This window comes from Vibrio navarrensis (assembly GCF_015767675.1).
In the GTDB taxonomy this organism is placed as follows: Bacteria; Pseudomonadota; Gammaproteobacteria; order Enterobacterales; family Vibrionaceae; genus Vibrio.
Genome location: NZ_CP065217.1, coordinates 3,378,687 through 3,401,604 on the forward strand (window position 1 = coordinate 3,378,687; position 22,918 = coordinate 3,401,604).

Annotated in this window: 22 protein-coding genes; 6 read left to right on the forward strand and 16 right to left on the reverse strand. The window is 49.5% G+C overall.

The annotated features are described in order from the left end of the window. Positions 1-12: 12 nt before the first annotated feature. The 3 genes from cas3f to I3X05_RS16025 all read right to left on the reverse strand — a co-directional run bounded on the left by cas3f (position 13) and on the right by I3X05_RS16025 (position 5,291). On the reverse strand, positions 13-3,396 hold the full coding sequence (cas3f, locus tag I3X05_RS16015) for a type I-F CRISPR-associated helicase Cas3f (RefSeq protein WP_193277921.1): 3,384 nt from the start codon (positions 3,394-3,396) through the stop codon (positions 13-15). After that, positions 3,393-4,382 (reverse strand): type I-F CRISPR-associated endonuclease Cas1f, encoded by a 990-nt coding sequence (cas1f, locus tag I3X05_RS16020; RefSeq protein ID WP_193277922.1) that lies wholly within the window; start codon positions 4,380-4,382, stop codon positions 3,393-3,395. Before cas1f ends, cas3f begins: the two co-directional genes overlap by 4 nt. 114 nt (positions 4,383-4,496) lie before the next feature. Continuing rightward, complete coding sequence (locus I3X05_RS16025; RefSeq protein WP_193277923.1) at positions 4,497-5,291, reverse strand: WYL domain-containing protein; 795 nt, start codon at positions 5,289-5,291, stop codon at positions 4,497-4,499. Between the two features lie 290 nt (positions 5,292-5,581). On the opposite strand from I3X05_RS16025, the gene I3X05_RS16030 reads away from it, so the two are divergent. Beyond that, complete coding sequence (locus tag I3X05_RS16030; protein WP_045569665.1) at positions 5,582-6,385, forward strand: MetQ/NlpA family ABC transporter substrate-binding protein; 804 nt, start codon at positions 5,582-5,584, stop codon at positions 6,383-6,385. Positions 6,386-6,474: 89 nt separating this feature from the next. On the opposite strand, the gene I3X05_RS16035 is transcribed toward I3X05_RS16030, so the two are convergent. Both I3X05_RS16035 and fabR read right to left on the reverse strand, forming a co-directional pair. Continuing rightward, positions 6,475-6,846, reverse strand: a complete 372-nt coding sequence (locus I3X05_RS16035; RefSeq protein WP_193158005.1) for a YijD family membrane protein — start codon at positions 6,844-6,846, stop codon at positions 6,475-6,477. Further along, positions 6,846-7,487 (reverse strand): HTH-type transcriptional repressor FabR, encoded by a 642-nt coding sequence (gene fabR, locus I3X05_RS16040; RefSeq protein WP_045569654.1) that lies wholly within the window; start codon positions 7,485-7,487, stop codon positions 6,846-6,848. The genes I3X05_RS16035 and fabR overlap by 1 nt, the downstream gene beginning before the upstream one ends. 284 nt (positions 7,488-7,771) lie before the next feature. Here fabR and sthA point away from each other — a divergent pair, with 284 nt between their 5' ends. After that, a complete protein-coding gene (gene sthA / locus I3X05_RS16045; RefSeq protein WP_045569653.1) occupies positions 7,772-9,172 on the forward strand; it encodes a Si-specific NAD(P)(+) transhydrogenase in 1,401 nt (466 codons plus the stop codon). 68 nt (positions 9,173-9,240) lie between these two features. Here the strand turns inward: sthA and I3X05_RS16050 are convergent, their stop codons facing one another. Further along, a complete protein-coding gene (locus tag I3X05_RS16050; RefSeq protein ID WP_045569652.1) occupies positions 9,241-10,053 on the reverse strand; it encodes a class I SAM-dependent methyltransferase in 813 nt (270 codons plus the stop codon). A 190-nt stretch (positions 10,054-10,243) separates the two neighbouring features. Then, positions 10,244-10,867, reverse strand: coding sequence for a transcriptional repressor LexA (gene lexA, locus I3X05_RS16055; protein ID WP_045569651.1), 624 nt, complete (start codon positions 10,865-10,867; stop codon positions 10,244-10,246). A gap of 338 nt (positions 10,868-11,205) precedes the next feature. On the opposite strand from lexA, the gene plsB reads away from it, so the two are divergent. Then, positions 11,206-13,635, forward strand: a complete 2,430-nt coding sequence (gene plsB / locus I3X05_RS16060) for a glycerol-3-phosphate 1-O-acyltransferase PlsB (protein ID WP_193167950.1) — start codon at positions 11,206-11,208, stop codon at positions 13,633-13,635. Between the two features lie 57 nt (positions 13,636-13,692). Here plsB and ubiA read toward each other — a convergent pair whose 3' ends face one another. After that, the gene (gene ubiA / locus I3X05_RS16065) at positions 13,693-14,547 is read right to left on the reverse strand and encodes a 4-hydroxybenzoate octaprenyltransferase (protein WP_045569649.1); all 855 of its coding nucleotides are present in this window, start codon (positions 14,545-14,547) and stop codon (positions 13,693-13,695) included. Beyond that, positions 14,548-15,087 carry a chorismate lyase gene (locus I3X05_RS16070; RefSeq protein ID WP_139046279.1) on the reverse strand — a complete coding sequence of 180 codons (540 nt, stop codon included), beginning with the start codon at positions 15,085-15,087 and terminating at the stop codon, positions 14,548-14,550. 161 nt (positions 15,088-15,248) lie between these two features. On the opposite strand from I3X05_RS16070, the gene I3X05_RS16075 reads away from it, so the two are divergent. After that, positions 15,249-15,659 (forward strand): flagellar basal body-associated protein FliL, encoded by a 411-nt coding sequence (locus I3X05_RS16075; protein ID WP_045569647.1) that lies wholly within the window; start codon positions 15,249-15,251, stop codon positions 15,657-15,659. 33 nt (positions 15,660-15,692) lie between these two features. Here I3X05_RS16075 and glpG read toward each other — a convergent pair whose 3' ends face one another. From glpG to ftsY, 6 genes are all read right to left on the reverse strand, one after another. Beyond that, positions 15,693-16,535 (reverse strand): rhomboid family intramembrane serine protease GlpG, encoded by an 843-nt coding sequence (glpG, locus tag I3X05_RS16080; protein ID WP_045569646.1) that lies wholly within the window; start codon positions 16,533-16,535, stop codon positions 15,693-15,695. A 32-nt stretch (positions 16,536-16,567) separates the two neighbouring features. Beyond that, on the reverse strand, positions 16,568-16,888 hold the full coding sequence (glpE, locus tag I3X05_RS16085; protein WP_039462054.1) for a thiosulfate sulfurtransferase GlpE: 321 nt from the start codon (positions 16,886-16,888) through the stop codon (positions 16,568-16,570). Between the two features lie 401 nt (positions 16,889-17,289). Then, positions 17,290-18,147: an RNA polymerase sigma factor RpoH gene (rpoH, locus tag I3X05_RS16090; RefSeq protein ID WP_039422105.1), complete on the reverse strand. Its 858-nt coding sequence runs from the start codon at positions 18,145-18,147 to the stop codon at positions 17,290-17,292. Between the two features lie 176 nt (positions 18,148-18,323). Then, the gene (gene ftsX / locus I3X05_RS16095) at positions 18,324-19,292 is read right to left on the reverse strand and encodes a permease-like cell division protein FtsX (RefSeq protein ID WP_045569645.1); all 969 of its coding nucleotides are present in this window, start codon (positions 19,290-19,292) and stop codon (positions 18,324-18,326) included. Then, entirely contained in the window at positions 19,279-19,956 is a 678-nt protein-coding gene (ftsE, locus tag I3X05_RS16100) for a cell division ATP-binding protein FtsE (RefSeq protein ID WP_045569664.1), read from the reverse strand. Before ftsE ends, ftsX begins: the two co-directional genes overlap by 14 nt. A gap of 20 nt (positions 19,957-19,976) precedes the next feature. Next, the gene (gene ftsY / locus I3X05_RS16105; protein ID WP_045569644.1) at positions 19,977-21,182 is read right to left on the reverse strand and encodes a signal recognition particle-docking protein FtsY; all 1,206 of its coding nucleotides are present in this window, start codon (positions 21,180-21,182) and stop codon (positions 19,977-19,979) included. A gap of 210 nt (positions 21,183-21,392) precedes the next feature. Between ftsY and rsmD the strand changes: the two genes are divergently transcribed. Continuing rightward, on the forward strand, positions 21,393-21,992 hold the full coding sequence (rsmD, locus tag I3X05_RS16110; RefSeq protein ID WP_039422112.1) for a 16S rRNA (guanine(966)-N(2))-methyltransferase RsmD: 600 nt from the start codon (positions 21,393-21,395) through the stop codon (positions 21,990-21,992). 12 nt (positions 21,993-22,004) lie between these two features. Further along, positions 22,005-22,271, forward strand: a complete 267-nt coding sequence (locus I3X05_RS16115; RefSeq protein ID WP_039422115.1) for a DUF1145 domain-containing protein — start codon at positions 22,005-22,007, stop codon at positions 22,269-22,271. A 39-nt stretch (positions 22,272-22,310) separates the two neighbouring features. Here I3X05_RS16115 and I3X05_RS16120 read toward each other — a convergent pair whose 3' ends face one another. After that, the gene (locus tag I3X05_RS16120) at positions 22,311-22,898 is read right to left on the reverse strand and encodes a YhgN family NAAT transporter (protein ID WP_039422117.1); all 588 of its coding nucleotides are present in this window, start codon (positions 22,896-22,898) and stop codon (positions 22,311-22,313) included. Positions 22,899-22,918: the final 20 nt, after the last annotated feature.

A 22,918-nucleotide genomic window follows, 5' to 3' on the forward strand; every position in this document is an offset into this window, starting at 1 on the left:
CGACTCCCTCCATTATTTAACCTTAACCAACCCTAGTTGGTCGTTGTAGCTATATTGCTGATTACCTTCACGGTAGATAAAACTGATTTCGCCATAGCGCACTGAAGTGGCGAACTCCTGCTCAGGGCTAGGGCTGTATAAACTGACTAACTCACTGTAATCACGCTGTAGCCAGAGCTTCTGTTGCTGCGTTGGTGGAAGCGGCAGGTGTTTAATATTTAACACTTCATCGATTGAAGGCATCCCCTCGTCAGGCAAAGAAAACTCGATGCTGCGCGCTTTTTTGACTAAGTAGATTTGCACTGTGGGTTCACTTTTACGAAAGCGTTTGAAGTATTGCGGCAGTGCGGTCAGCCACCAATAGCCGTGAATATGACCATGCAGATGCTCATGCCAACATGACTGCGGTGAACTGGTGCGTCGGTTACGGTTGTATCTATCCTGACGGCTGATATTGGCTTGCTGTTGTTTGCCAATTTGCTCAGTGCCAAGGGTTTTCGCGGTGGCAAAGTGCTCTAAATCCGCTAAGTTGTTGCGCGGTTCTAGCACTGCTCGCTTTTGAATACGGACAATGGCATTAACCGCTTGCAGCAGCGACTTTTCATCCACCAGCTCAGATAAATCATGAGTGGCGAGCTGGGTGGCGCTGTCTGTTTCATAACCGGGATGATTAAATACTCGTTCATCTTTCCCTTTAAAGCCTTTAACGTTGTATTGCAACAAGCCAATATTGGGCTCTTTAATCTCGCCATCGCGATGCCTGCGTACCCGACCTGCCATTTGAATAATCGAACGAAAAGATGAGGGTTCAATCACCGCCCAGTCAAAGTCATGATCGCGTCCCACTTCTTCAACTGGGGTTGCAACCAGAATAAAAATCAGGTTTTTTGCTTGGCAAGCCGCTAGGTGTTCGCGGATCACTGGATGAGCAAAAGCACTCGGCAGTTCACCCGCTTTCTCTTTGCGTTTCAGAACTTCATCCAAATGCTTTTCTTGCGCATGACGCAGCAACATCACTTGCTGGCTGTGATAAGCCATGCAACGCACTTCGGTATCGGCAGGCCAATCACAGCTGAGTAAATATTGGGTTAACTCGACGCAAGGTTGAATATTGGCCACCCGAACCACGCCAAACGACACCCTGGTTTGGCTTTCTGGTTCTAACGTGTTGTGGTGCTGGTGTTTAGCCAAAATAGCCTGCTTAACTGTCTCGAAGTACTGTTTCTCAAGAGGTTGCTCACCCTGTTTAATACATGGAATGATATTTGCTTTTCGCCTTGAGATTTGTTGTTTTAGTTTATCAACGCGTTTAGACACAAAGCGTTGCTGGAAAGCCTCATAGGTAGCTAAATCAGCATCATCGCTGCCCACCATCTGAACATCAGCGCTAAATTCATCGACATAAACACAATTAACAGTGCTGACTCGATCACGGCTGGCAGCAAAGACTTTCCATCCTTGACGATAGGCATTGTATAAACCCAATGCTAAATCCGGCGGTATGGTGGCAGAGGAAATCATCACTTTGCGCCCCAGCATGCCCGCCAGATGCACTAATCGGCCAATCGCAATCAGATCATCACCGGTAAAGTCGTCAATTTCATCAATAACTAAGTCCGAAGACATTAAACGCAAACAAGGCAGAATATAGCGCCCACCACGCTTGGTTTCGGTCGCGGCCATAATGTGATCGATGGTGCACACCAGCACTGGAGCGTAAAGTAAAGCCCTGTATTTCTGACATTTTCCTTTATCAGTTGAAAGAATGGTGGTCAGTTCTTCTTCGGGTAAAACACCCTGCCAGCGAACTTCATCCAATTCATCTTGCAAACTTTCCAAAGATTCAGAACCATCCGCAGCTTGCTCAGACTCAATATCGTCTTTTTCAACTTGCTTGCCCGATTTGTGTAACTCCGCAATCGCTTTAGAACCAATCAACACCGCCAAGTCGCTATCCTGCAGTTTGAGTCGCTCTTTATATTCGTCTCCAGTTTGCAAAGTGAGTGTGCGCAAACCAAGTGCCAAGATAAATCGTAGGCTTTCACCCTCTTCAGATAACGCCTGCATAATTTTGGCGTTAGCGATAGTTTTGCCACAGCCGGTACTGGCCATGTTCACCACAAAATAGCCTTGGCTTTTATCTTCCGTGTGTTCACGCCACTGATTGATTTTGCGTACCGCTTTGTCTTGCCAACGGAATGCTTTAGGCGTGTTGGCCTTAGGTGCAAGCTCGCCAAGCTCGGTAGCTTTGAGCGGTTCGGTTTCAAAAAACGGCAGTAACTTCACTGTGTTCACCGCGACTTTAGCAACATTCACTAAGTGCTCATCCAGCTTTTGTTTACGTGCTTTGGTGCTGGGATCGGTGTTAGCGTACAGCTCTATCGAGGTTTTCCATTGATGATCATTAGGCTGTGAAGAGTAATAGTGGTCACCTAGCATCAGGCACAACCGAGCATGGTGTAGAATCCCTCGCCAACTACCATCATTGATTGCCTGATCGAGTAAAGGCAGATGATGCAATAGATCCTTGGCACGACGTTTAAGTTCGGCAAGCCAAATCGAGGAATTAGAGAGCAGACCTAACGGAAATTCAAAACATTTCGGCAGCAGTGCGTTGTACTCATCAAAGCGGTTTTCATAACCCCATGCTGGGGTAATTCTGGCAAGTAAATCCGCTAAAGACGAGTTATCAACTTCTCGTTGTCTATCACACAAGTCTTTCTCTTTGGGTAGAGGCAGGCGGTGATGAGAAACGATCAGCCAAGCGATCAAAGCCGCCGCTGTCGGTAATTCGGCAAGGGCTCTCTCTTTTTGTAACACTTTGGTATTAAAGCAAGTTTCATCAATGCCTTGATTAATGAGTGCGTTTAACCAAACCTCATCAAGACGTTCATGATTTTGATTAGAGATCCATTGTTGAAACAGCAAACAAGATATCCACTCATGGCGTAGCGGGTCACCTTTATGCTTGGTTTTAATTTCTGGGTTTAACTTTTCCTGAAAAAGTAAAGAGGCTTTACCCCAATCGTGCAGCAAAGCGGCCATGCCAGTGATCGCCTTAATCAGAGGTAAATATTTCCAATCGTTTTCAAATTCACTGTTCAACAGGTCTTTCTCTGTACTGTTTACTGGCACGTATCCCTCTGCATTAAATTTCTTTTTGTTACCCACCACCCACAAAAACTGGCTGCGCGAACGGGAGCGGATCCAGTGGCAACTAACAGCGGTGCTGCGGCTGGCGGTTTGGCGCAGCATTTTTTTCACCGTAAGTAACCCTTCTTCCGTGATGAGGGTTTGCCAGGTGTTATCGCCAATGCGGTTGGCGAAAGCATCCAGTACACGACGGGTTTTCTTGAGGGCGTTTTTCTCGCATTGGCTAACAAAGGTGACCATCATAATTGGTGTGCCTCCCGCTCTTCTTCCTCTTTGCCTTGCAGTGCGACCTGTTTCACTGTGTCGAACATATAATCGAGCGCTTTGTGTTCGATGAAGGCTTGCAGAATTTGTTGGCGAAACTCTTGTTCGCTGGCGTTCTCTTTGGCGCAAACAAACGCCCACGGCAGCACAATGGCATCTTTGATTAAGTCCGCGACATCAAATACCAAGGCACCACGGCGGGTTTTGCCATGCATGACGGCAAAGCCGTGCGGAATGCCCAGCACCCACAAGCAGCTTGCCGCAAGCCCATAGGCTAAGTAGTTGCCGTGATTGAGAAAATCGTTGGCTTTGTCGGTGCATTTTTTGTCTGGCTGATGTTGGCGCGTAAAGCCTTCTTTGCCTGTGTTATTGGCGGCATACTTGTACAGTGCTTTGGTGAGCTGCGCTTCAGTGAGGAGCAGATCGGCTGGTTTACTCGCGGCTTCAGTACGTTGGTGAAAGGTATCAAGGGATTGCTTTATTACTTCATCTTGTAGATTAAATTTCTCAAGCGTTAATTCTCGGTCTGATCGCCAAACGCGCTGCAAGTAATCAATCCGTGCGTTTTGAAATTGTTTGGCGGCGGCCAAGCGCTTTTCATCATCAAACCAGAATGAGAGCCAGCCTTGTAAGTATTCTGTTGGGCGATATTCGCTCTGCGGCGTGAACCATTCCACCTCGCAAGCCATGTGCAGTGGCGTACCGCCGCCGCCACAAAATCCGACCAATACGCCAGCCTGTGAGAGCATGCGCATGGCGGCTTGAGTAATTGAAGTACCGTTGCCGAGCATGAGTACGGTGGTGTTGGCAATCGGAATGTTGAAGTAAAGGTTTTCTTTGTCGGCTTCGGTCAAGTAGAGCACGCGGCCATCTTTTTGCATCACACGGCAATATTCCAAGTAATACATATTGGCGCGCTTTGAGTGCAGGATGACTTTAAGATCGGAGGGTGAGAGATCGTCCATAACTTGCTCCATGCTTGTCGGTTATGCATCTACTTTATGCATCTGTTTCCTAAGCTCAATCCTGCGCATTTATTCAGGTAAAGTAACTTTACCTAAGCGTGGCTTGGCTGAGTTTTAACGTTCAAATAACCAAGGTTTGACGTCGCGTGGGTTAAGCAAAATCAGTTGTTGGGCTTCTGGCGTGCCTTCGAGATAGTGGGTTTTGACTTGCATCTCTTTGAGTAGGTAATCGACCAATGCTGCGCGCGTGGTTATGCGCAGTTGTCCGTTTTCCATTTGGTAATCGTGGGCGATGACTTCTTTTTGCTCGTCATTTAAGCGTGGATCAGGGGCGAAAATTAAATCCACCTGCGTATTCCAAACCCGATCGTCCTCTTTGGTGCGCTGTGAAGCATCGAGTAACTCAGCATCACCGCGGCAGCGGCTTAAGACCAAATCGCGATAGCCCTGCGATTTTTCACAGTAACCTCGGACATGCCAACGCAAACCCGTTTTAACCAAGGTATGGGGGTGGAAAATTCGCCCTTCCCATTCGGGATTGGACAGTGACACATAGCCAAGCTCAAGGCGTTTTTGCTGACGAATCGCTGCCGTTAGCGCGGCAATCACCTGCGGCGCGACATAACGCTGTGGAACGGAGCAGTGCTCACCCAGCGCGGCATTGAATGATGACTGAGGCGCATAAAACTGACCCGTACTGAACCACTGCAAATAATGCTCAAGCGAGTGTTTGGGGGCTTCAAAGAGATATTGCGCGCTAAATTGATAAGGGCCAGACACCATTTTCTTTAACCGTTCAGGATGTTGCTCTTGGTAGGCTCGGATATCCTGATAGGCTTGTTGGCGGGTAATCGAAAACTGATCGACCAAATCTTTGTTGCGAACATAGCCTTGCCACAAGGCAAGCATTTCTAAAAACCGATGCCGTTCTTGAAGAGTGTGTATGGTCACGCTGAATATGCCTATCGTCTAACAATGCGCATAAGGTAGCATAATCAATCAGATGTGTTCGTGATAATTTCGACATTACACGAGGAACATTGGTCACAGGCCGCTAAAGCGCTATCGCTGTCAAATCAAAGCAGCGCAACAGAGATGCATTAATTAGAACAAAAACAACTAAATAAAGCGCTTGATAAATGTAACGCTCACAGCAAAAATAGAGCTCCAGACGGCCAGATGCCCAGCAATAAATGGAGATGAAGGTGAAAAAGAGAGCATTACAAACATTGGTCATCGCAGCGACGATGCTAGGCTTAACCGCGTGCGGCCAAGAGGAAGCGAGAGTCATCAAAGTGGGGGCAACGGTCGGCCCGCACGCACAAGTCGTTGAAGCCGTTGCCAAAGAAGCAAAAGCGCATGGCTTGAATGTTCAAGTTGTCGAGTTTTCCGATTTTATTACACCCAACGCGGCACTCGCTGACGGAAGTATTGATATAAACAGCTATCAACATTTGCCTTTTCTCACTAACTTCAATCAAAGCCGCAACGCAGACTTAGTGTCCATCGGGCAATCGATTTTGATGCGTATGGGGATTTACTCGGACAGTGTAAAATCCTTGTCCGATTTGCCTCAAAATGCACGCATTGCGATTCCTAACGACCCAACCAACGGAGGACGTGGTTTATTGCTGCTTCAAGAAGCTAAGCTGATTACTCTAAAGGAGAATGTGGGGCATAAAGCCAGTATCAATGACATTGTGGACAACCCCAAAAATTTCAAAATTATCGAAGTGGATGCGGCACAATTGCCCAGAACGTTGAGCGATGTGGATGCCGCTGCGATTACCATGAACTACGTGATGTCTTCAGGGCTAAATCCCAAAGAGAAGGCCATTTATCTAGAACCTAAAGATGCAGCATTGGCAGTCATGGTTATCGCAACCAAAGCGGAAAACAAAGATAACCCTGACTATAAAAAGTTTGTCGAAATCTACCAGTCACAAACGATTCGAGATTACTTAGCCACAACCTTTAATGGCACCATCGAGCCCGCGTTTTAAACGGGGTGGTGAGCGTAAGCGTCCAACTTCTACCTACAATAAAAAACGAGCCGCTTGGCTCGTTTTTTATTCACTGATTTCACCGAATCTTATGCGGCGCGGCGCAGGTAGCCGAGCTTTTTGCCAATCCAAGCCAGTAGCACTAGCGCTACCATGATGGCAAAGAAGTTTGAGCCCGCCTCTGGATATTGCGCTTTAACAAACGCCGAGTGACCAAAGGCGCCAACAAAGAAGCACGCTAGGCCCACTAGCGGAATGTCTTCCGACACTGGATGGTTGAGATACTCTTGGTAAAGCGCTTGAACGGCCAGCACCAAGGCGATCAGCGGAAAAATCGAGAAAGTGACTTCACTCATGGTCAACCAAGAAAGAATGGCGTTGCCACACACTCCCGTTATCAGTGCCAATACGAGGGTTTTCTTTTCAGATCTGCGCGAAAGCGCTTTGTTTTCATTCGACATTATTCTATTTCACCTTTTAATCGGTTACGTTCACGTTCTTTGCGATACCAGTACGCCCCTTTGGCGACCATTCGCAGTTGCATGATCAGACGCTCGGCGAGTTCGTCGCGTTCACGTCGATCTAAATCCAAAGCTTCAGCCCCTGAGCTAAACACTAAGATGACTGACGCTTCTGCCTGAGCAAGCGCTTCATCACGTCTCATCCCGGTGCTGGTGAGGTATTCGGTCAACTCAGCGGCAAAATGTTGTATTTCGCGGGCAACCGCGGCGCGAAACTCCGCGGAAGTGCCTGAGCGCTCTCGCAGTAACAAGCGAAACACGTTCGGGCTGCTCTCAATAAATTCCATAAACGTCTCGACCGACGTTCTGATCACACTGCCCTCTTTCGCGATCCGTTGGCGCGCTTGGCGCATCAGCTGGCGCAGCAGCAATCCGCCTTCATCCACCATGGTCAGGCCAAGCTCGTCCATGTCTTTAAAGTGGCGGTAAAACGAAGTGGGTGCGATGCCCGCCTCTCTGGCCACTTCACGCAAGCTGAGGTTGGAGAAACTGCGATCAGCGCTCAGTTGGCTGAAGGCCGCGTCGATAAGGGAGCGACGAGTTTTCTCTTTTTGCTGCGCGCGGATACCCATTGACTTCATGATGACGTTTGCTCTTGTTCTGTTTTAGTCTCTGGCCGCTAATATAACGCGAATCGCGCGTGCCGATAAGTCATAGACTCTGCACGGCATGCACGTTACTACCGGCAGAGCCGGTTATGCAATCCCTTGTCTTCATTTTGGAGACCTGCAACATGGCATTCGCCCCTTTTGCGGTAATGTGCGTGATCACATCCACTCTCTACCGAGCGCGCTGTTTACCTGCTGGTATAATCAGTTAAAATCTCGCTAAAGCAATGTTACGTAAATATAACAAGGAACAGATCATGGCGCACGCGAATCACTTTGATGTGATAGTTATCGGCAGCGGCCCGGGAGGCGAAGGGGCGGCTATGGGGCTCACCAAAGCAGGGCTGAATGTCGCGGTGGTAGAAAAAGAGAGCAGCGTCGGTGGCGGCTGCACTCACTGGGGCACCATTCCTTCGAAAGCGCTGCGCCATGCGGTAAGCCGAATTATTGAGTTCAACAGCAACCCGCTGTTTTGTGACAACAACACCAGCTTACACGCGACTTTCTCGACCATTCTTGGTCATGCCAAATCGGTGATTGATAAGCAAACACGCCTGCGCCAAGGCTTTTACGACCGCAACCAGTGCCAATTGATCTTCGGCAGCGCAGCGTTTAGCGACAGCCACTCGATGACGGTGACCCAAGCCGATGGCACCCAAGAGATTTATACTGCCGACAAATTTGTCATCGCCACCGGTTCACGCCCTTATCAACCAGTGGATGTCGATTTCAATCACGAACGTATTTATGACAGCGACTCGATCCTGAGCTTAAAGCATGACCCGCGCCACATCATCATTTATGGAGCAGGAGTGATTGGCTGCGAATACGCATCTATCTTTCGTGGGCTTGGGGTGAAAACCGACCTCATCAATACACGCGATCGCTTACTGGCTTTCTTGGACAATGAAGTGTCTGACGCGCTCTCTTACCATTTTTGGAACAGTGGCGTAGTGATTCGCAATGACGAAACCTACGAGCGCATTGAAGGCACGGAAGATGGCGTGATCGTGCATCTGCAATCGGGCAAGAAGATGAAAGCCGATTGCCTGCTGTACGCCAATGGACGTACAGGCAACACCGACAAACTCAACCTTGCGGCGGTTGGGTTGCAAGGTGACTCACGCGGCCAGCTCAAAGTGGACAGTAACTATCAAACGGAAGTGCCGCATGTTTATGCCGTCGGCGATGTGATCGGTTACCCGAGCCTGGCCAGTGCCGCTTACGATCAAGGCCGCTTTGTGGCTCAAGCGATTACCAAAGGCAAAGCCGACAGTATTTTGATTGAAGATATTCCGACCGGCATTTACACCATTCCGGAAATCAGCTCCGTCGGCCGCACCGAGCAAGAGCTGACGGCAGCGAAAGTGCCCTATGAAGTCGGGCGATCTTCGTTTAAACATCTGGCGCGCGCGCAAATTGCGGGCAAAGATATCGGCAGTTTGAAGATTCTTTTCCACCGCGAGACCAAAGAAATTCTCGGCATTCACTGTTTTGGCGAGCGAGCGGCGGAAATTATCCACATCGGCCAAGCGATCATGGAACAGAAAGGTGCCGCGAACACGATCGAATATTTCGTCAACACCACCTTTAACTACCCCACCATGGCCGAAGCCTACCGGGTGGCGGCATTGAACGGTCTCAACCGATTGTTTTAAATTATATTTTTATAAAAAACAGCAGGAACACCCTGCTGTTTTTATATTGGCGGCGCATGTTGCGATCACTACCACTGCAAGTGCACCAACACGGGCGTCAAACGATGTTTGAGTTGCGGAATCTTACTCAACCAACGCTGCCACATTTTCCAGCGCGAGCAAAAACGGTCAAATGGAGAAAAGACGCGGACCCATTGCGCCCAAGGGAGCCACTGTAAAACTTGCTCTGCTGGAGCCGCCAAGCCATGCGCATAAGGCTCGGCGCCCAACGTTTGTCCTAGACGACTCTCGCTCAAATCTCCAGCCAACACGACACACGCCTGCGCCGAGACAAAGTAGCGCCCAAGCGCTTGAATAAAGGTCGCCACTTGCGTCAATGACGCTTCCAACAGCGCCATTTCACACACTACCAGCACCGGGGTTTTATCCGAGAGAGGCAAGCCATCCAGACAGGAGAGATCGTCAACGCTGCCGCACTGCTGCTGATAGCGTTCATTCTTATGGAACAGCCTCTGGCGCCAAAGTAAATGCTCGGTGATATCGAGTTCAACCCAATGACAGCGACCGTTATCCAATCGGTAGAAGCGGGTATCAAGCCCCGCCCCAACATTAATCACCCAACCATCGGGGTGCTGTTGAAGAAACTGGGCGACTTGTTGATCACACAACTGCGCTAAGGTAACGTGTAGCAATTGCTTTTGTGCCACATCACCTGAAAGGCATTCCGGAGCCAACTTACAGCTTAAGCAAGCTTTGGCCGCAATCGGGTCGTAAACGAGGCCATTGTCAATCAGGCTTTCCCGGCTACGCAACCACAGGGGTTGCAACAATCTTGCTGGTACCTGATATCCTTTTTCTACGGGCACTTGAGGGGAAGACATGCCAGAAACCTTCTATTCGATGCACATTCGCGTTGATGATAATCAATCTCAATAACCCTTTCAAGTAATGAGAATAAATCTCATCTAATCTCATGTCATCTAATTTAACGCTATGCGTTTCCGCTGCCGCGAATCATACAAACGCAAGAGCCCGGCGTGTGCCGGGCTCCTCAGTCAATGCAGTCTGGAATTACATCCAATCGGTGTTACGAATAATGCCGACGGCGATCCCTTCGATGGTTAATTGCTGACAACTTAAATCGACTTCGATGGGGGAAAACGACTCATTTTCCGCATGCAGCAAGACTGTCGTGCCTTTGCGCTCCAAGCGTTTCACCGTCACGTCATCGTCGACTCGCGCCACCACCACTTGGCCGTTACGCACGTCTTGGGTTTTATGCACCGCCAGTAGATCGCCATCCATAATGCCGATGTCTTTCATACTTTCGCCATGCACCCGCAGCAGAAAATCGGCCTGAGGTTTAAACATCGCCGGATCGACCTGATAGTGCGCTTCAACGTGTTCTTGCGCTAAAATCGGCTCACCCGCCGCCACTCGGCCAATCAATGGCAAGCCTTGATCTTCATTCGCCGCCTGCTCTGCGAGCAAAATACGAATGCCTCGGGAGGCGCCCGGGACAATTTCTATCACTTGCTTACGCGCAAGCGCTTTGAGATGCTCCTCTGCCGCATTGGCAGAGCGAAAGCCCAGCTCTCGGGCAATTTCAGCACGAGTGGGGGGCATTCCGGTGTCATCAATTTTACTCTTAATCAAGTCGAACACTTGTTGTTGGCGTGGCGTCAACGGCTTCATAGGTCACCTGTCTTTTTATACAGTTCACTGTGAGTATATCCAGTAACGCGGCAAAGTAAAACCCAATTGGTTGTTTTTTAATTTAATGGCAAGCTGAGTTCATGTACAAAGGCGTTAGGTCATTGCTGACATCAACGAAATGACTGGTGAATAATTCAGCGATATTATTCATTGCGCTTTCGCAGTTAGGCTGGTCAATTAAGTTAAAAGGTTTGACCAGTTTCTGGTATTCTTGCTGCGCTTAAAATTATCGCTCAGGCTTATTTCTCCTACCAGACCCATTAGGTAATAGAAATACGTTTGGGTACGTTTGAATTCTATTGAGGCTGTGAACCTATATGTCTTCTGGGCAATCATTTTCACATTCGTTATTAAAGTTGCCGTTATCGGTACTGGTTAAAGGGACGGCCATTCCGTCCAACCCAATCGAAGATCATCAGATTGATATCAACAAGCCGATTGTTTACGCCCTGCCTTTTCGCTCCAGCGTTGATCTGCTCACGTTACAAAAACACGCTATGGAACTCGGTTTGCCCGATCCGCTCACGCCGTTGGAGATTCACGGCAAGTCATTTCAGCGCTATGTGTTTATCTCTTCTCGCCCTACGCTGATGGGCGATGATAACCAAGTGCCGAGCGATTCTATCCAGCTCTTTTCCGATTTGCTGTCGCTGCACAGTGACGACGACGAACTGGACGTGCAAGTGATCCCAACCACAGTGTTGTGGGGGCGAAAGCCGGGTAAAGAAGGCACGAGCAAACCCTACTTACAAGCGATGAACGGACCGCAAAAAGCCATCGCCGTTGCAACCGCAGGGCGGGATTGCTTGGTGCGTTTTAGCCCCGTGGTTTCTTTGCGTTATATGGCGCAATCGCACGGCACCGATAACGCGATCGCTCACAAGCTGGCGCGCGTGGCACGCATCCACTTCTCTCGCCAAAAACTCGCCGCTTCTGGCCCAGATCTTCCACAACGTCAGGTGTTGTTTGCCCGTTTGATGAAATCGCCTGCCATCAAGCGAGTGATCGAAGATGAAGCGAAGAGCAAAAACATCTCGATTGAAAAAGCACGTAAAGAAGCGCAAGAGATCATGGATGAGATCGCCGCCGATTTCTCCTACTCGCTGGTGAAAAAGGGCGACCGCTTACTCGGCTGGCTGTGGAATAAACTCTACCAAGGGTTGAACATCAATAACGCTGCTACGGTGCGCCGCCTAGCGCAAGACGGGCACGAAATCGTCTACGTACCGTGTCACCGCAGCCACATGGATTACCTGCTGCTCTCTTACGTGCTGTACCACGAAGGCATGGTGCCGCCTCATATTGCCGCGGGCATCAATCTCAACTTTTTCCCGGCAGGCCCACTGTTTCGCCGTGGTGGCGCTTTCTTTATTCGCCGCAGCTTTAAAGGCAACAGGCTCTACTCGACGATTTTCCGCGAATATTTGGCCGAGCTGTTTGCCAAGGGGTACTCAGTCGAGTACTTCTCTGAGGGAGGCCGTTCGCGCACTGGTCGTCTGCTACCAGCCAAAACTGGCATGCTGGCGATGACCATTCAAGCCATGCTGCGTGGCCTGAACCGTCCGGTGACTCTGGTGCCCGTTTACATTGGCTATGAGCATGTGATGGAAGTGGCGACGTACGCCAAGGAGTTGCGCGGTAAACAGAAAGAGAAAGAAAACGCCAGCTTGGTGCTGCGCACGCTCAGAAAGCTGCGTAATTTTGGCCAAGGTTATGTCAACTTCGGCGAGCCGATCCCACTGAACCAGTATCTCAACGAACACGCGCCTGAGTGGACCAAAGATATTGACCCGATGGGTGGCAGCAAACCGCAATGGATCAATCCGGTGGTGAACAAGTTGGCCAATAAGATGATGACGCATATCAACGATGCCGCCGCCGCGAACGCATTGACCTTGTGCGCGACCGCACTGCTGGCGTCTCGCCAGCGCGCTTTATCGAAAGATTCGCTTATCAACCAAATTGAAAGCTACCAGCAACTGCTGAAAAACGTGCCGTATTCCAGCAACTGCACCATTCCAAGTGATAGCGCGGAAGCGCTGGTTGAACACGCACTCACCTTGGATAAGTTTGTGATTGAAACGGACAGTATGGGCGACATCATTTCACTGGATCGCAATCAGTCGATTTTGATGACCTACTATCGCAACAACATCATTCACTTGCTGGCTTTGCCTTCGCTGATTGCGCAAATGATCATCCGTCAAGAGAAGCTCAGCGTGGCGCAGATCCAGCATCAAGTCGCGCAGATCTATCCATTCTTAAAAGCGGAGCTGTTCTTAAGTCACGACGAACAGCAGCTCGATGAGTTGGTGCTCAAAATACTCGATGAGCTGATGAATCAGCAGATGATATCGCTGACTGGCGATCGAGTTACGAAAAACCAAGCCAATACTCAAACCTTGGTGCTCCTTGGCCGAACCATCACGGAAACGCTGCAACGCTACTCGATCGCCCTCAATTTGCTGGTTGCTTATCCGGAACTGGGCAAAGCCGACTTGGAGCAGAAGAGCCAAGACATCGCGCAGCGCTTAGGTCGCCTTCATGGCATCAACGCGCCCGAGTTTTTCGACAAAGGGGTGTTTGCTTCTCTGTTTTGCACCTTAAAACAACAGAACTATCTTGACGCCGACGGCAACTGTGAGCAAACCCAGACAGAGCAGTTCGCCTCACTACTCTATGCCCTGCTCTACCCAGAAGTGAAGCTGACCATTGAAGAGAGTATCTTCCAGCTCACCAATCAATAATCGCGTAATAAAAAAGGCATCCCACTCGGATGCCTTTCTTTTTCTCTCATTGTTCATTTACCAGAAGGCGACAAGCAGCCCAAACGCCAATACCATGCCGACGTAGTTGTTATTCAGGAACGCTTTAAAGCACAGATCTCGTTGACGGTGGCGAATCAAATGTTGCTGATAAACAAACAAGGCTCCCGCGGCCAGTATGCTCCAATAGAAACTTTGCCCTAACTGGTAATATTGACCCAGCCACAGCAACATCGCTAAGGTCGCCAGTTGCAACAATCCGATGATCAGTTTGTCAAAACGACCAAATAAAATCGCGGTCGATTTCACCCCAATCAGCAGGTCATCATCGCGATCCACCATCGCATATTGGGTATCGTAAGCGATGGTCCACAGCGCATTAATGGTAAAGAGGAACCACACCATCCAAGGCAATTCGTTGGTTTGCGCCGCCCACGCCATTGGAATCGCCCAGCTAAACGCCAACCCCAGCACCAATTGCGGGAGATGGGTGTAGCGCTTCATAAAGGGATAAACAAACGCCAAAGCAATGCCAACAAAGGAGAGCTGAATGGTCAGCGAGTTCATGGTAAGGACCAACAGAAACGACGTTATCCCCAAGGCCAGAAACAGCAATACCGCCTCTTTTGAGGTCACCTTACCTGCGGGTAATGGGCGCTGTTGGGTGCGCTTGACATGACCATCGACATGGCGGTCAGCAAAATCGTTGATGACACACCCGGCGCTGCGCATCAAGAAAACGCCCGCAGTAAATACCAGTAAAACATCCCAATCTGGTATCCCTTTTGCGGCGAGGAGCAAAGACCACAACATCGGCCAGAACAGTAAAAAAGAGCCAATCGGCCGATCCATTCTCATCAGTTGCCAATACGCTTTGGCTTTTTCTGCCGACATTTACACGCTCTCCTTGGAGTAAATTGGTGCATGGGGTAAAAACAATTCTGCCACCAGCATCGGTTTGTGGTTCATCCATAACCGTGAACGGCGCGCGAGTAAGCGCCCAGATGGGGTTTCAACCCAAGCCACTTGTAGCGCATCGCGCTCAACATTATCCGCGCTGAAGACGGTCAGCCCAAGTGGCAGCTCGCCCAGTGTCGCCAAATCATATGGCTGGTCGCAAAGCGTCGATTGCGGGATCAAAGTACGCCCGAGCACCCAGCGAGCACCGTCACCGGAGAGGATCACTTCTCTCAGTAAACAAGGCTCCTGACTAAGCAACGTTTTTTCTTCTCCCAGCAAGAGCAGCTCATCCATCGCCTGATTGCGCAGCAGTTCAACCGTCAAGCTCTGGCAATGCTGGTTCAAGCGACGCGATAACGAGCCCTGCTCATGCAGCCAATGTTTGGCTTGCTCATTTGGGTAGGCAAAATGTTCGGTAGTTTGCCATCTCGCTTGTGATAATAAAGCAAGATAGGGCGATATCGGCTGATTCATACTAGTATTCAATTGATCGCTTTATGCGTACAATAAAGCAACACATTACGGCAACAACTCACCGTAACGATTGTTATAACTTATGTGACATTTGGACCGCCTATTGTAACAAGACAAAAGCGTTTCGAGTATCGTGATCAGAAGAAAGAAAAGATAGAAATATGTACAAACGTTATATAGTCCAAATAATTCTCGCCCTCAGTGTGCTGGTTTCGCTTCCAGTATTCGCCGAGGAAGAAAAAGCAGGGCCGAAACTGGCTTATTTCACCTTGGAACCGGATCTCACCACCAACTTTTATACCAAAGGGAAAAAGCTCGGTTACGTGCAAGTGCGCATTGATGTCATGGTGATGAGCAGTGAAGACCTCGCTTTGGTCGAGCGTCATCAGCCTCTGATCCGCGATGCTGTGGTGGAAATGCTCGGCCAGCAAACCGAAGAGACGGTCAAATCACTGGCTGGACGAGAAGATCTGCGCAAAAACTTAGTCGCATACTTAAATGAGATTTTGCTGCCAGAAACCGGCAAAACCGTGATTGCCGACCTGCTGTTTACCAAGTATCTCTATCAGTAATCAGCAAAACGGATCACCACGTAAAAAAGCGGCTCAGGCCGCTTTTTGATTTTTTGCTTTAATGGAATCGAGATACGCCAGCGCCATCCCCGCGAGTAAACCAACCAAATGCGCGGTATTGCCAATCGCCATAAAAGGCTGCACGTAACCAAGCACCAACCACACCAACATAAATGCCACGATCGGTTTAGGTAAGGAAAGGCCCTTATGGGGGCAGCGATAGCCGAAAATCCACACATAGCCGACAAGCGCATATACCACGCCAGACAAGCCGCCAAAATTGGCACCATGGACCATAAACTGACCAACACCAGACAGCGCAGCAGAGATAACAAACAGTTGCAATAGCTTGCGCGTGCCAAGTCGCTGCTCAAGATCGCCGCCCAACTGCCACCACCACAAAAGGTTAAAGGCAATATGCAGTACAGAAAAATGCAGCACAGCGTGGCTGACCCAGCGCCATAGCTGCCATTGCTGTTCGGCCACCGCTGGAAAATGCAGCAGAGCAAACACCGCATCCGCTAAGCCGAAGGTTTGCAAAAGATAAATCACACTGCACAGCAGCATAATGGCCAGCGTAAGCGGCCCCGCTTTGGCTTTGACCATCGCACCGAGACTGGGCGAACGGTAGCGAAAACGTGCTTTGCGCGTTTCCGCTACCTGCCACGACGCAGCACTGTATTTACTGTCCAATGGGTTGGCTAAGAAGCGATCGAGCTCCGCTTCAACCTCAAGCAGATACTGCTCATCCATCAACCAGAGGGCAAACATTCCCTCTCCTTCCGGCATCATCTGCAATTCAATTTGCTGCGATGCCATGTAATCGATAAACGCTTGAATCATCCTTGGGTTGTTTAGCGCAACTAATCGCCTCATTGCCAAACCTCTCTGCTTTTACTTTTACGCCACTAGCTGCGCTCTACTGGTAAGTTCGCGCGGTGCCAGGCTTCAAAACCACCATCAACGCTGTAAACCTCTTCAAAACCCTGATTCACGAGATACTGAGCGGCCCCTTGGCTGCTGATACCGTGATAACACATCACCAAAATAGGTTGATCCAGCTCGACCTCATTCATAAAGGAAACCATGCTGTCATTGGTGAGATGGAAAGCGGAATTGGCATGCGCAACGGCAAAAGATTGCGGATCGCGAATATCCACCAAACGGGCTTCTCCGCTCTCCAGCAGAGCTTGCGCACTTTGTACATCAATGTGTTTGAACTGCTCCATTTAATTTCTCTCTGTTCTTGTTGTTCGCTGACGGGATTGTAACCTATCCAGAGGCAAACTTAGACACATAGTTCATCAGGGCTTTTGTTGGAGTGCAAAAATCACTCAACTGTGGATAAAGCTGTGGATTGCGTTGATAAGGTATTTTTTGATCCGAAGATCCACAAGATATAGTAATGATCCTGATCTTCTTGTGCGTAGGATTATAACTATCCCCAAGCTCTAAGCCCGTCTAAACCCTTATTTTGTCCGGCTTGCGAACAGAAGATGAATAATTACCTCACAGAGTTATTCACAGGCCTCGTGACCTTCGTGCGCTACTTTTTGTGCTTTTTTTGATCAAAATAAAAAAGCCGAGATCTCACGATCCCGGCTTTCTCAGAATAAATTTTCCGTTGGTTTTAGATTTCACCAACCGCCATTTTCAGTTTCTTCATGGCATTTTTCTCTAGCTGACGAATACGCTCGGCAGAAACACCATAACGTTCAGCCAGATCTTGTAACGTAGCTTTGTCGTCGTCCAACCAACGAGAACGCACAATATGCTGACTGCGTTCATCCAAACTCGCTAGCGCCAAAGAGAGGCGATTGTTGGTGTGCTCTTCCCAGTTTTGCGCTTCAAGGTTATCCGCAATATCAGAGGATTTATCTTCTAAATAAAGCACTGGCGCTGTCGATACACTGCCGGAATCTTCATCATCAACCGTGAGATCGAATGTCGAATCGACCGCAGCAAGACGAGATTCCATTTCACGCACTTCAGAGGGCTCCACACCCAATTCGCGGGCAACGGTTTCCACTTCACCGTTGTTGAACCAGCCTAAGCGTTTTTTGGATTTGCGCAGATTAAAAAACAGCTTACGTTGTGCTTTGGTGGTGGCAATCTTGACGATCCGCCAGTTACGCAGTACGTACTCGTGGATCTCCGCTTTGATCCAGTGCACCGCAAACGACACCAGTCTCACACCGACTTCTGGGTTGAAGCGTTTAACCGCTTTCATCAAGCCGATGTTGCCCTCTTGTACTAAGTCGGCCATCGGCAAACCGTAACCGGAATACCCACGCGCCACGTGAACAACGAATCTCAGATGAGACAGAATCAGCCCTTTTGCTGCTTCAATCTCGCCTTTGTAATGCAAACGCTCTGCGAGTTCACGCTCTTCGTCCGCACTCAGCATGGGATAGCTGTTTACCGAACGAATATAGCCATCAAGGCTATCTTGCGTTACTAGAGCCATCGGATACGCTTGATTTGTCATTCGATTCCTCATCAATCTCTGATCTGGAGTAAAACATTGCCAGTCGGCGCTGCTATCTTGAACTGATCGTGCCTCAGTTTCAAGCTGGGTTGACCATTATCCATAAACAATCCATCGATACAAGTCAATCAATTTTTTCTTGTCAGGATGAGCGCCGAATATAAGACCAGCATCACTTAAACTGGTTCAATTTCTTTTAAATGTCGCTGTGCGGAAAATCTCGCCGCGACACAGCCAAGAAAGGTTCCGGTCATCAGCAGCAGCAAGGATTCATCCCAACTGAGACCGATCAAACGAAACTGGCTGTCGTACAAGGCGGCCAAATCTTCCACCGCGCCGTTAAGCAGAATAGTAATCAACGCGGTTAAAATCCAGGCAATCACACTGCCTAATAAACCAAACCACATACCGGAATACAGATACGGACGGAGGATAAATCCATCGGTCGCACCAATCAGTTTCATGGTTTGGATCTCTTCTTTGTTGGCAAGCACATTAAAACGCAGCGTGTTGCCGACAATCAAAAATACCGCACCGAGCATCAGAAGTGTCAGGGTAATGACAATGATGCTCGCCAGTGTTTTGATCGCATCGAGACGGGTGAGCCAATCTTCATCTAAACGCACATCGGTCACATCGTCGCTGGCAGCGACAATTTGCGCTAAGCGTTTGACCGCCACCTGCTCTTCGCTACTGGGCGTGATCACTAATACCCCAGGCAAAGCATAGTTATCGAGCAAGCTGAGTGCCTGCTCAAAACCGGAGTACTGGCTTAAATCGGCCAATCCTTGCTGCGGCGAAATGTATTCCACTTTGCCGACATCCTCTTGCGCTTCCAACTCATCTTTGAGGATCATCACTCTCGCTTCTGGTACACCTTGACGCAAGTAAGCACTAACTTGAGCAGGAGATGTCACATGCGATGTCGCCCCTGCGATGTTTTTACCGAGCAGATAAAGACACGCGGGCATGGAAAGCGCTACGGAGATCACCGCTAACGTCAGCAGATTGCCCAAAGGGCGCTGCCAAATTGCGCTCAGCGACACTTTCGCCTGTTTCAGATGGATGGCGAAGAAGCTGTCGGTTTTCGGCCGATGACTTTTAGCTTTGGGGGAAGACTTTTGTATGCGTTTATTCGCGGCCATAATCGTCTACCTCGCTAAGAAAGCCTTGATTGAGCTCAAAGTGACGATATTGAGGACGCGAGTTAACCAAGCTGATGTCGTGAGTGGCGAGCAAAATGGTGACGCCAGCGCGATTAAACTCTTCAAACAGACGCACGACGCGGTTGGACAACTCCGGATCTAAGTTACCCGTCGGTTCGTCGGCCAGCAGCAAGGTTGGCCGATTCACCACCGCGCGGGCGATACCGACACGCTGCTGCTCACCACCGGAAAGCTGGCTCGGCAAACAACGCGCTTTGTCCAATAAATCGGTTTTGTCTAACGCCGCCGAGACACGCCGTTTGATCTCTAGCTCAGAAATGGATTCAATGCGCATCGGCAATGCCACGTTGTCATAGACGCTGCGGTCCATCAATAAACGGTGATCTTGAAAGACAATGCCGATGTTACGGCGCAAAAACGGAATATCGCGATTCGGGATGCGTGTGATGTCGTGGCCATTGAAACTGATACGCCCATCGGTTGGCCTTTCAATGGCACAAATCAGCTTAAGCAAGGTACTTTTACCCGCGCCGGAATGCCCGCCCAGAAAAGCCATTTCTCCACGACGTAAATGAAAATCGACCTTTTGCAGTGCCTGGCGGCCACCACGGTACGCTTTGCTCACCTGCTGAAATCGGATCACCACTTATCCCTCTGTTAGTTTTACTCTTCGCGGCTAAACAGGGCGTCGATGAATTCTTGCGTCTGGAATGGTCGCAAGTCTTCAATGCCTTCACCTACCCCGATATAACGAATAGGGATGCTAAACTGGTCGGCAATGGCAAAAATTACCCCACCTTTGGCTGTGCCGTCGAGTTTGGTTAATGTAATGCCAGTAATGGGCGCCACATCGCTGAACAGCTTGGCCTGACTGATCGCATTTTGACCAGTGCCTGCGTCTAGTGTCAGCATGATCTCATGCGGCGCGGACTCATCGATTTTCTTCATCACACGAACAATTTTACGTAGCTCTTCCATCAAATTGCTCTTGTTCTGTAAACGGCCTGCGGTATCGGCGATCACCACATCGACCCCACGCGCTTTCGCCGCTTCGATCGCATCGTAGATCACCGAAGCGCTGTCGGCTCCGGTGTGCTGGGCAATCACGGGCACATTGTTTCGCTCGCCCCACACTTGCAACTGCTCTACCGCCGCGGCGCGGAAAGTGTCGCCAGCGGCCAACATCACCTTTTTACCTTGGCTTTGGAACTGTTTCGCGAGCTTACCAATCGTGGTGGTTTTACCTACGCCGTTGACGCCGACCATCAGGATCACGTAAGGGGTTTTGCTGCTGTCGATGTGCAATGGCTGTTCCACCTTGGCAAGGATCTCGGCCATCTCTTCTTTGAGTAAACCGTACAGCGCTTCACCGTCACGCAAGTCACTGCGCGATGCTTTCTCTGTCAGGTTTTCAATGATTTTGAGCGTGGTATCCATACCCACATCAGCAATCAAGAGTTGTTCTTCGAGCTCTTCAAACAGCTCATCATCGATTTTTTTGCCTTTGAACAGGCCAAAGAAACCCGCGCCGATATTGGCTTTGGTGCGGCTCAGGCTGCGCTTTAAACGGGCAAAAAAGCTCTCACTGGGTTTTTCCTGCTCTTGCACGCGCTCCACAACGGGTTCAGGGTCAGCGCTAGAAAGCGCTTCGCTCTCTTCTTGCGGCATCTCAAGTGTACTTTCTGCTCTTTCTGCGCTCTCCGCGACACGCTCGGCTGGCTGCGAATCGCTTAAACTTTCTTCAACTAACTGCGGTTCTTGTTCTTCACCGGATTGAGATGGAGTGGCTTGGTGTTGCGTTGCTTTGGTTTGCTCTTCTTCACCAAAACCAAGCCATGATAATAATCCGCGCTTTTTCTTTTCCGTCATCGGGAGATATCCTGATTTTTACTGAATCTCTGCTTTTCTCCAGCACAAGGCACAAAGAAAAGTGAACTCTTCAACCAGTGCACTCTGGGCTATTCCGTTTTTCTCAGCGGAATAGTGGTACACTCTGTCACAATGAAACTCTGGGCTCTATCCAGGCGCTGCGCCTGGAGGATTGGCTATAGTAACACTTAATTAGCGGTCAAAAAATCTATGGTAAGACGTCACCAGCAAAACACATCACAAAATAAGCCATCCGTTGGCTGTGTGCGCATCATCAGTGGCTTATGGCGAGGCCGGAAACTGCCGGTACACGACGCAGAGGGCCTGCGGCCAACCACCGATCGGGTCAAAGAGACGCTGTTCAACTGGCTAGCGCAAGAGATCCCACACGCGCATTGTTTAGATCTGTTTGCTGGCTCCGGTGGGCTCGGGTTTGAAGCAGCCTCACGCCAAGCAAAGCTTGTGACCATGGTGGAACTCAACCCCAAAGCGTTTGCCCAATTGCAACAAAATGTCACGGCGGTCAAAGCCAATAATATCCAGTTGGTCAGTGGTGATGCGTTGCAATTCCTTAAGCAGCAAGGCACACCGCAGCACGTGGTGTTTATTGACCCACCGTTTCGCCAAGGATTACTGCAAGAGACAGTGACACTTTTGGAGCAAAATGGCTGGCTGGCCGAGGACGCGATGATCTATATTGAGGCGGAAAAAGAGTGGCAGGTAGAAAACTTGCCCGCGACCTGGCACTTGCATCGTGAAAAGACCGCTGGTCAGGTCAGTTACCGTCTCTACCAACGACAACCATCGTAAAAGGATTCTGTCATGAAAGCGTTGCTCCTGCTGGCCAAAGCCGCGATTGCCTTTGTCTGGTTTATTTTGATTTTCAACATCTTCGCGCCCTTTCCGGGCAATGCGGCGATTGTTCTGTACATCATGGCCGCCTTTCTGTTCATTATGCACGGCTTACAAATGGCGATTTTCATCGGCGCATTCGGCGATAAAATCGCCATGACTCGTTGGGACAAATATTCAATTTTGCTGTTTGGCATCTTCGCCCTGCTCGATATTCGCCGTAAATACATGATGTAAAAAAATGCCGCTGAATGTCAGCGGCATTTTTTATTCCATTTACATTCCCATGTAACTTTTGACCCCGTTGAGAAACATCTGGGTGGAAATCATCACCAGCAGCAGCCCCATCAAACGCTCCACCGCTTTGAGGCCGCGTTCACCGAGAATGCGGTGGAAGAAGCCGTAGAACATCAAAATGATAAAGGTGGCAAACCACGCCAAGGCGACCGCCGCCGACAGCTCCGCCAAATTGTTCGGATGCTGAGTAGACAACAGCAAGAGCGCAGCAATCACCGACGGCCCAGCGATCATCGGGATGGCCATCGGCACAATGAAGGGCTCTTCACCTGCCGCAAGTCCGGTGATACTGCCTGCGCTGGGGAAAATCATTTTAATCGCGATGATGAATAAGATGATTCCTCCTGAAATGCTCAGCGTTTCCGGTTCGACATGGAGAAAATTGAGAATACTCTGCCCGGCAAAAAGGAACAGCATCAGGATCATCAGAGCGAAGAGTAACTCTCGAATCAGTACCTTACGGCGTCTTTTAGGATCGATATGTTTTAAAATGGACAAGACAATCGGCAAATTGCCCAAAGGGTCCATGATCAGAAACAGCATGGTGGCTGCGGCAAGAATGTCCATCAGAGATCTCTAAGTACAAC

Coding starts and splice junctions, on each gene's coding strand:
- cas3f (WP_193277921.1), bottom strand. CDS start 3,396: ATGATGGTCACCTTTGTTAGCCAATGCGAGAAAAACGCCCTCAAGAAA.
- cas1f (WP_193277922.1), bottom strand. CDS start 4,382: ATGGACGATCTCTCACCCTCCGATCTTAAAGTCATCCTGCACTCAAAG.
- I3X05_RS16025 (WP_193277923.1), bottom strand. CDS start 5,291: ATGCTTGCCTTGTGGCAAGGCTATGTTCGCAACAAAGATTTGGTCGAT.
- I3X05_RS16030 (WP_045569665.1), top strand. CDS start 5,582: ATGAAGGTGAAAAAGAGAGCATTACAAACATTGGTCATCGCAGCGACG.
- I3X05_RS16035 (WP_193158005.1), bottom strand. CDS start 6,846: ATGTCGAATGAAAACAAAGCGCTTTCGCGCAGATCTGAAAAGAAAACC.
- fabR (WP_045569654.1), bottom strand. CDS start 7,487: ATGAAGTCAATGGGTATCCGCGCGCAGCAAAAAGAGAAAACTCGTCGC.
- sthA (WP_045569653.1), top strand. CDS start 7,772: ATGGCGCACGCGAATCACTTTGATGTGATAGTTATCGGCAGCGGCCCG.
- I3X05_RS16050 (WP_045569652.1), bottom strand. CDS start 10,053: ATGTCTTCCCCTCAAGTGCCCGTAGAAAAAGGATATCAGGTACCAGCA.
- lexA (WP_045569651.1), bottom strand. CDS start 10,867: ATGAAGCCGTTGACGCCACGCCAACAACAAGTGTTCGACTTGATTAAG.
- plsB (WP_193167950.1), top strand. CDS start 11,206: ATGTCTTCTGGGCAATCATTTTCACATTCGTTATTAAAGTTGCCGTTA.
- ubiA (WP_045569649.1), bottom strand. CDS start 14,547: ATGTCGGCAGAAAAAGCCAAAGCGTATTGGCAACTGATGAGAATGGAT.
- I3X05_RS16070 (WP_139046279.1), bottom strand. CDS start 15,087: ATGAATCAGCCGATATCGCCCTATCTTGCTTTATTATCACAAGCGAGA.
- I3X05_RS16075 (WP_045569647.1), top strand. CDS start 15,249: ATGTACAAACGTTATATAGTCCAAATAATTCTCGCCCTCAGTGTGCTG.
- glpG (WP_045569646.1), bottom strand. CDS start 16,535: ATGAGGCGATTAGTTGCGCTAAACAACCCAAGGATGATTCAAGCGTTT.
- glpE (WP_039462054.1), bottom strand. CDS start 16,888: ATGGAGCAGTTCAAACACATTGATGTACAAAGTGCGCAAGCTCTGCTG.
- rpoH (WP_039422105.1), bottom strand. CDS start 18,147: ATGACAAATCAAGCGTATCCGATGGCTCTAGTAACGCAAGATAGCCTT.
- ftsX (WP_045569645.1), bottom strand. CDS start 19,292: ATGGCCGCGAATAAACGCATACAAAAGTCTTCCCCCAAAGCTAAAAGT.
- ftsY (WP_045569644.1), bottom strand. CDS start 21,182: ATGACGGAAAAGAAAAAGCGCGGATTATTATCATGGCTTGGTTTTGGT.
- rsmD (WP_039422112.1), top strand. CDS start 21,393: ATGGTAAGACGTCACCAGCAAAACACATCACAAAATAAGCCATCCGTT.
- I3X05_RS16115 (WP_039422115.1), top strand. CDS start 22,005: ATGAAAGCGTTGCTCCTGCTGGCCAAAGCCGCGATTGCCTTTGTCTGG.
- I3X05_RS16120 (WP_039422117.1), bottom strand. CDS start 22,898: ATGGACATTCTTGCCGCAGCCACCATGCTGTTTCTGATCATGGACCCT.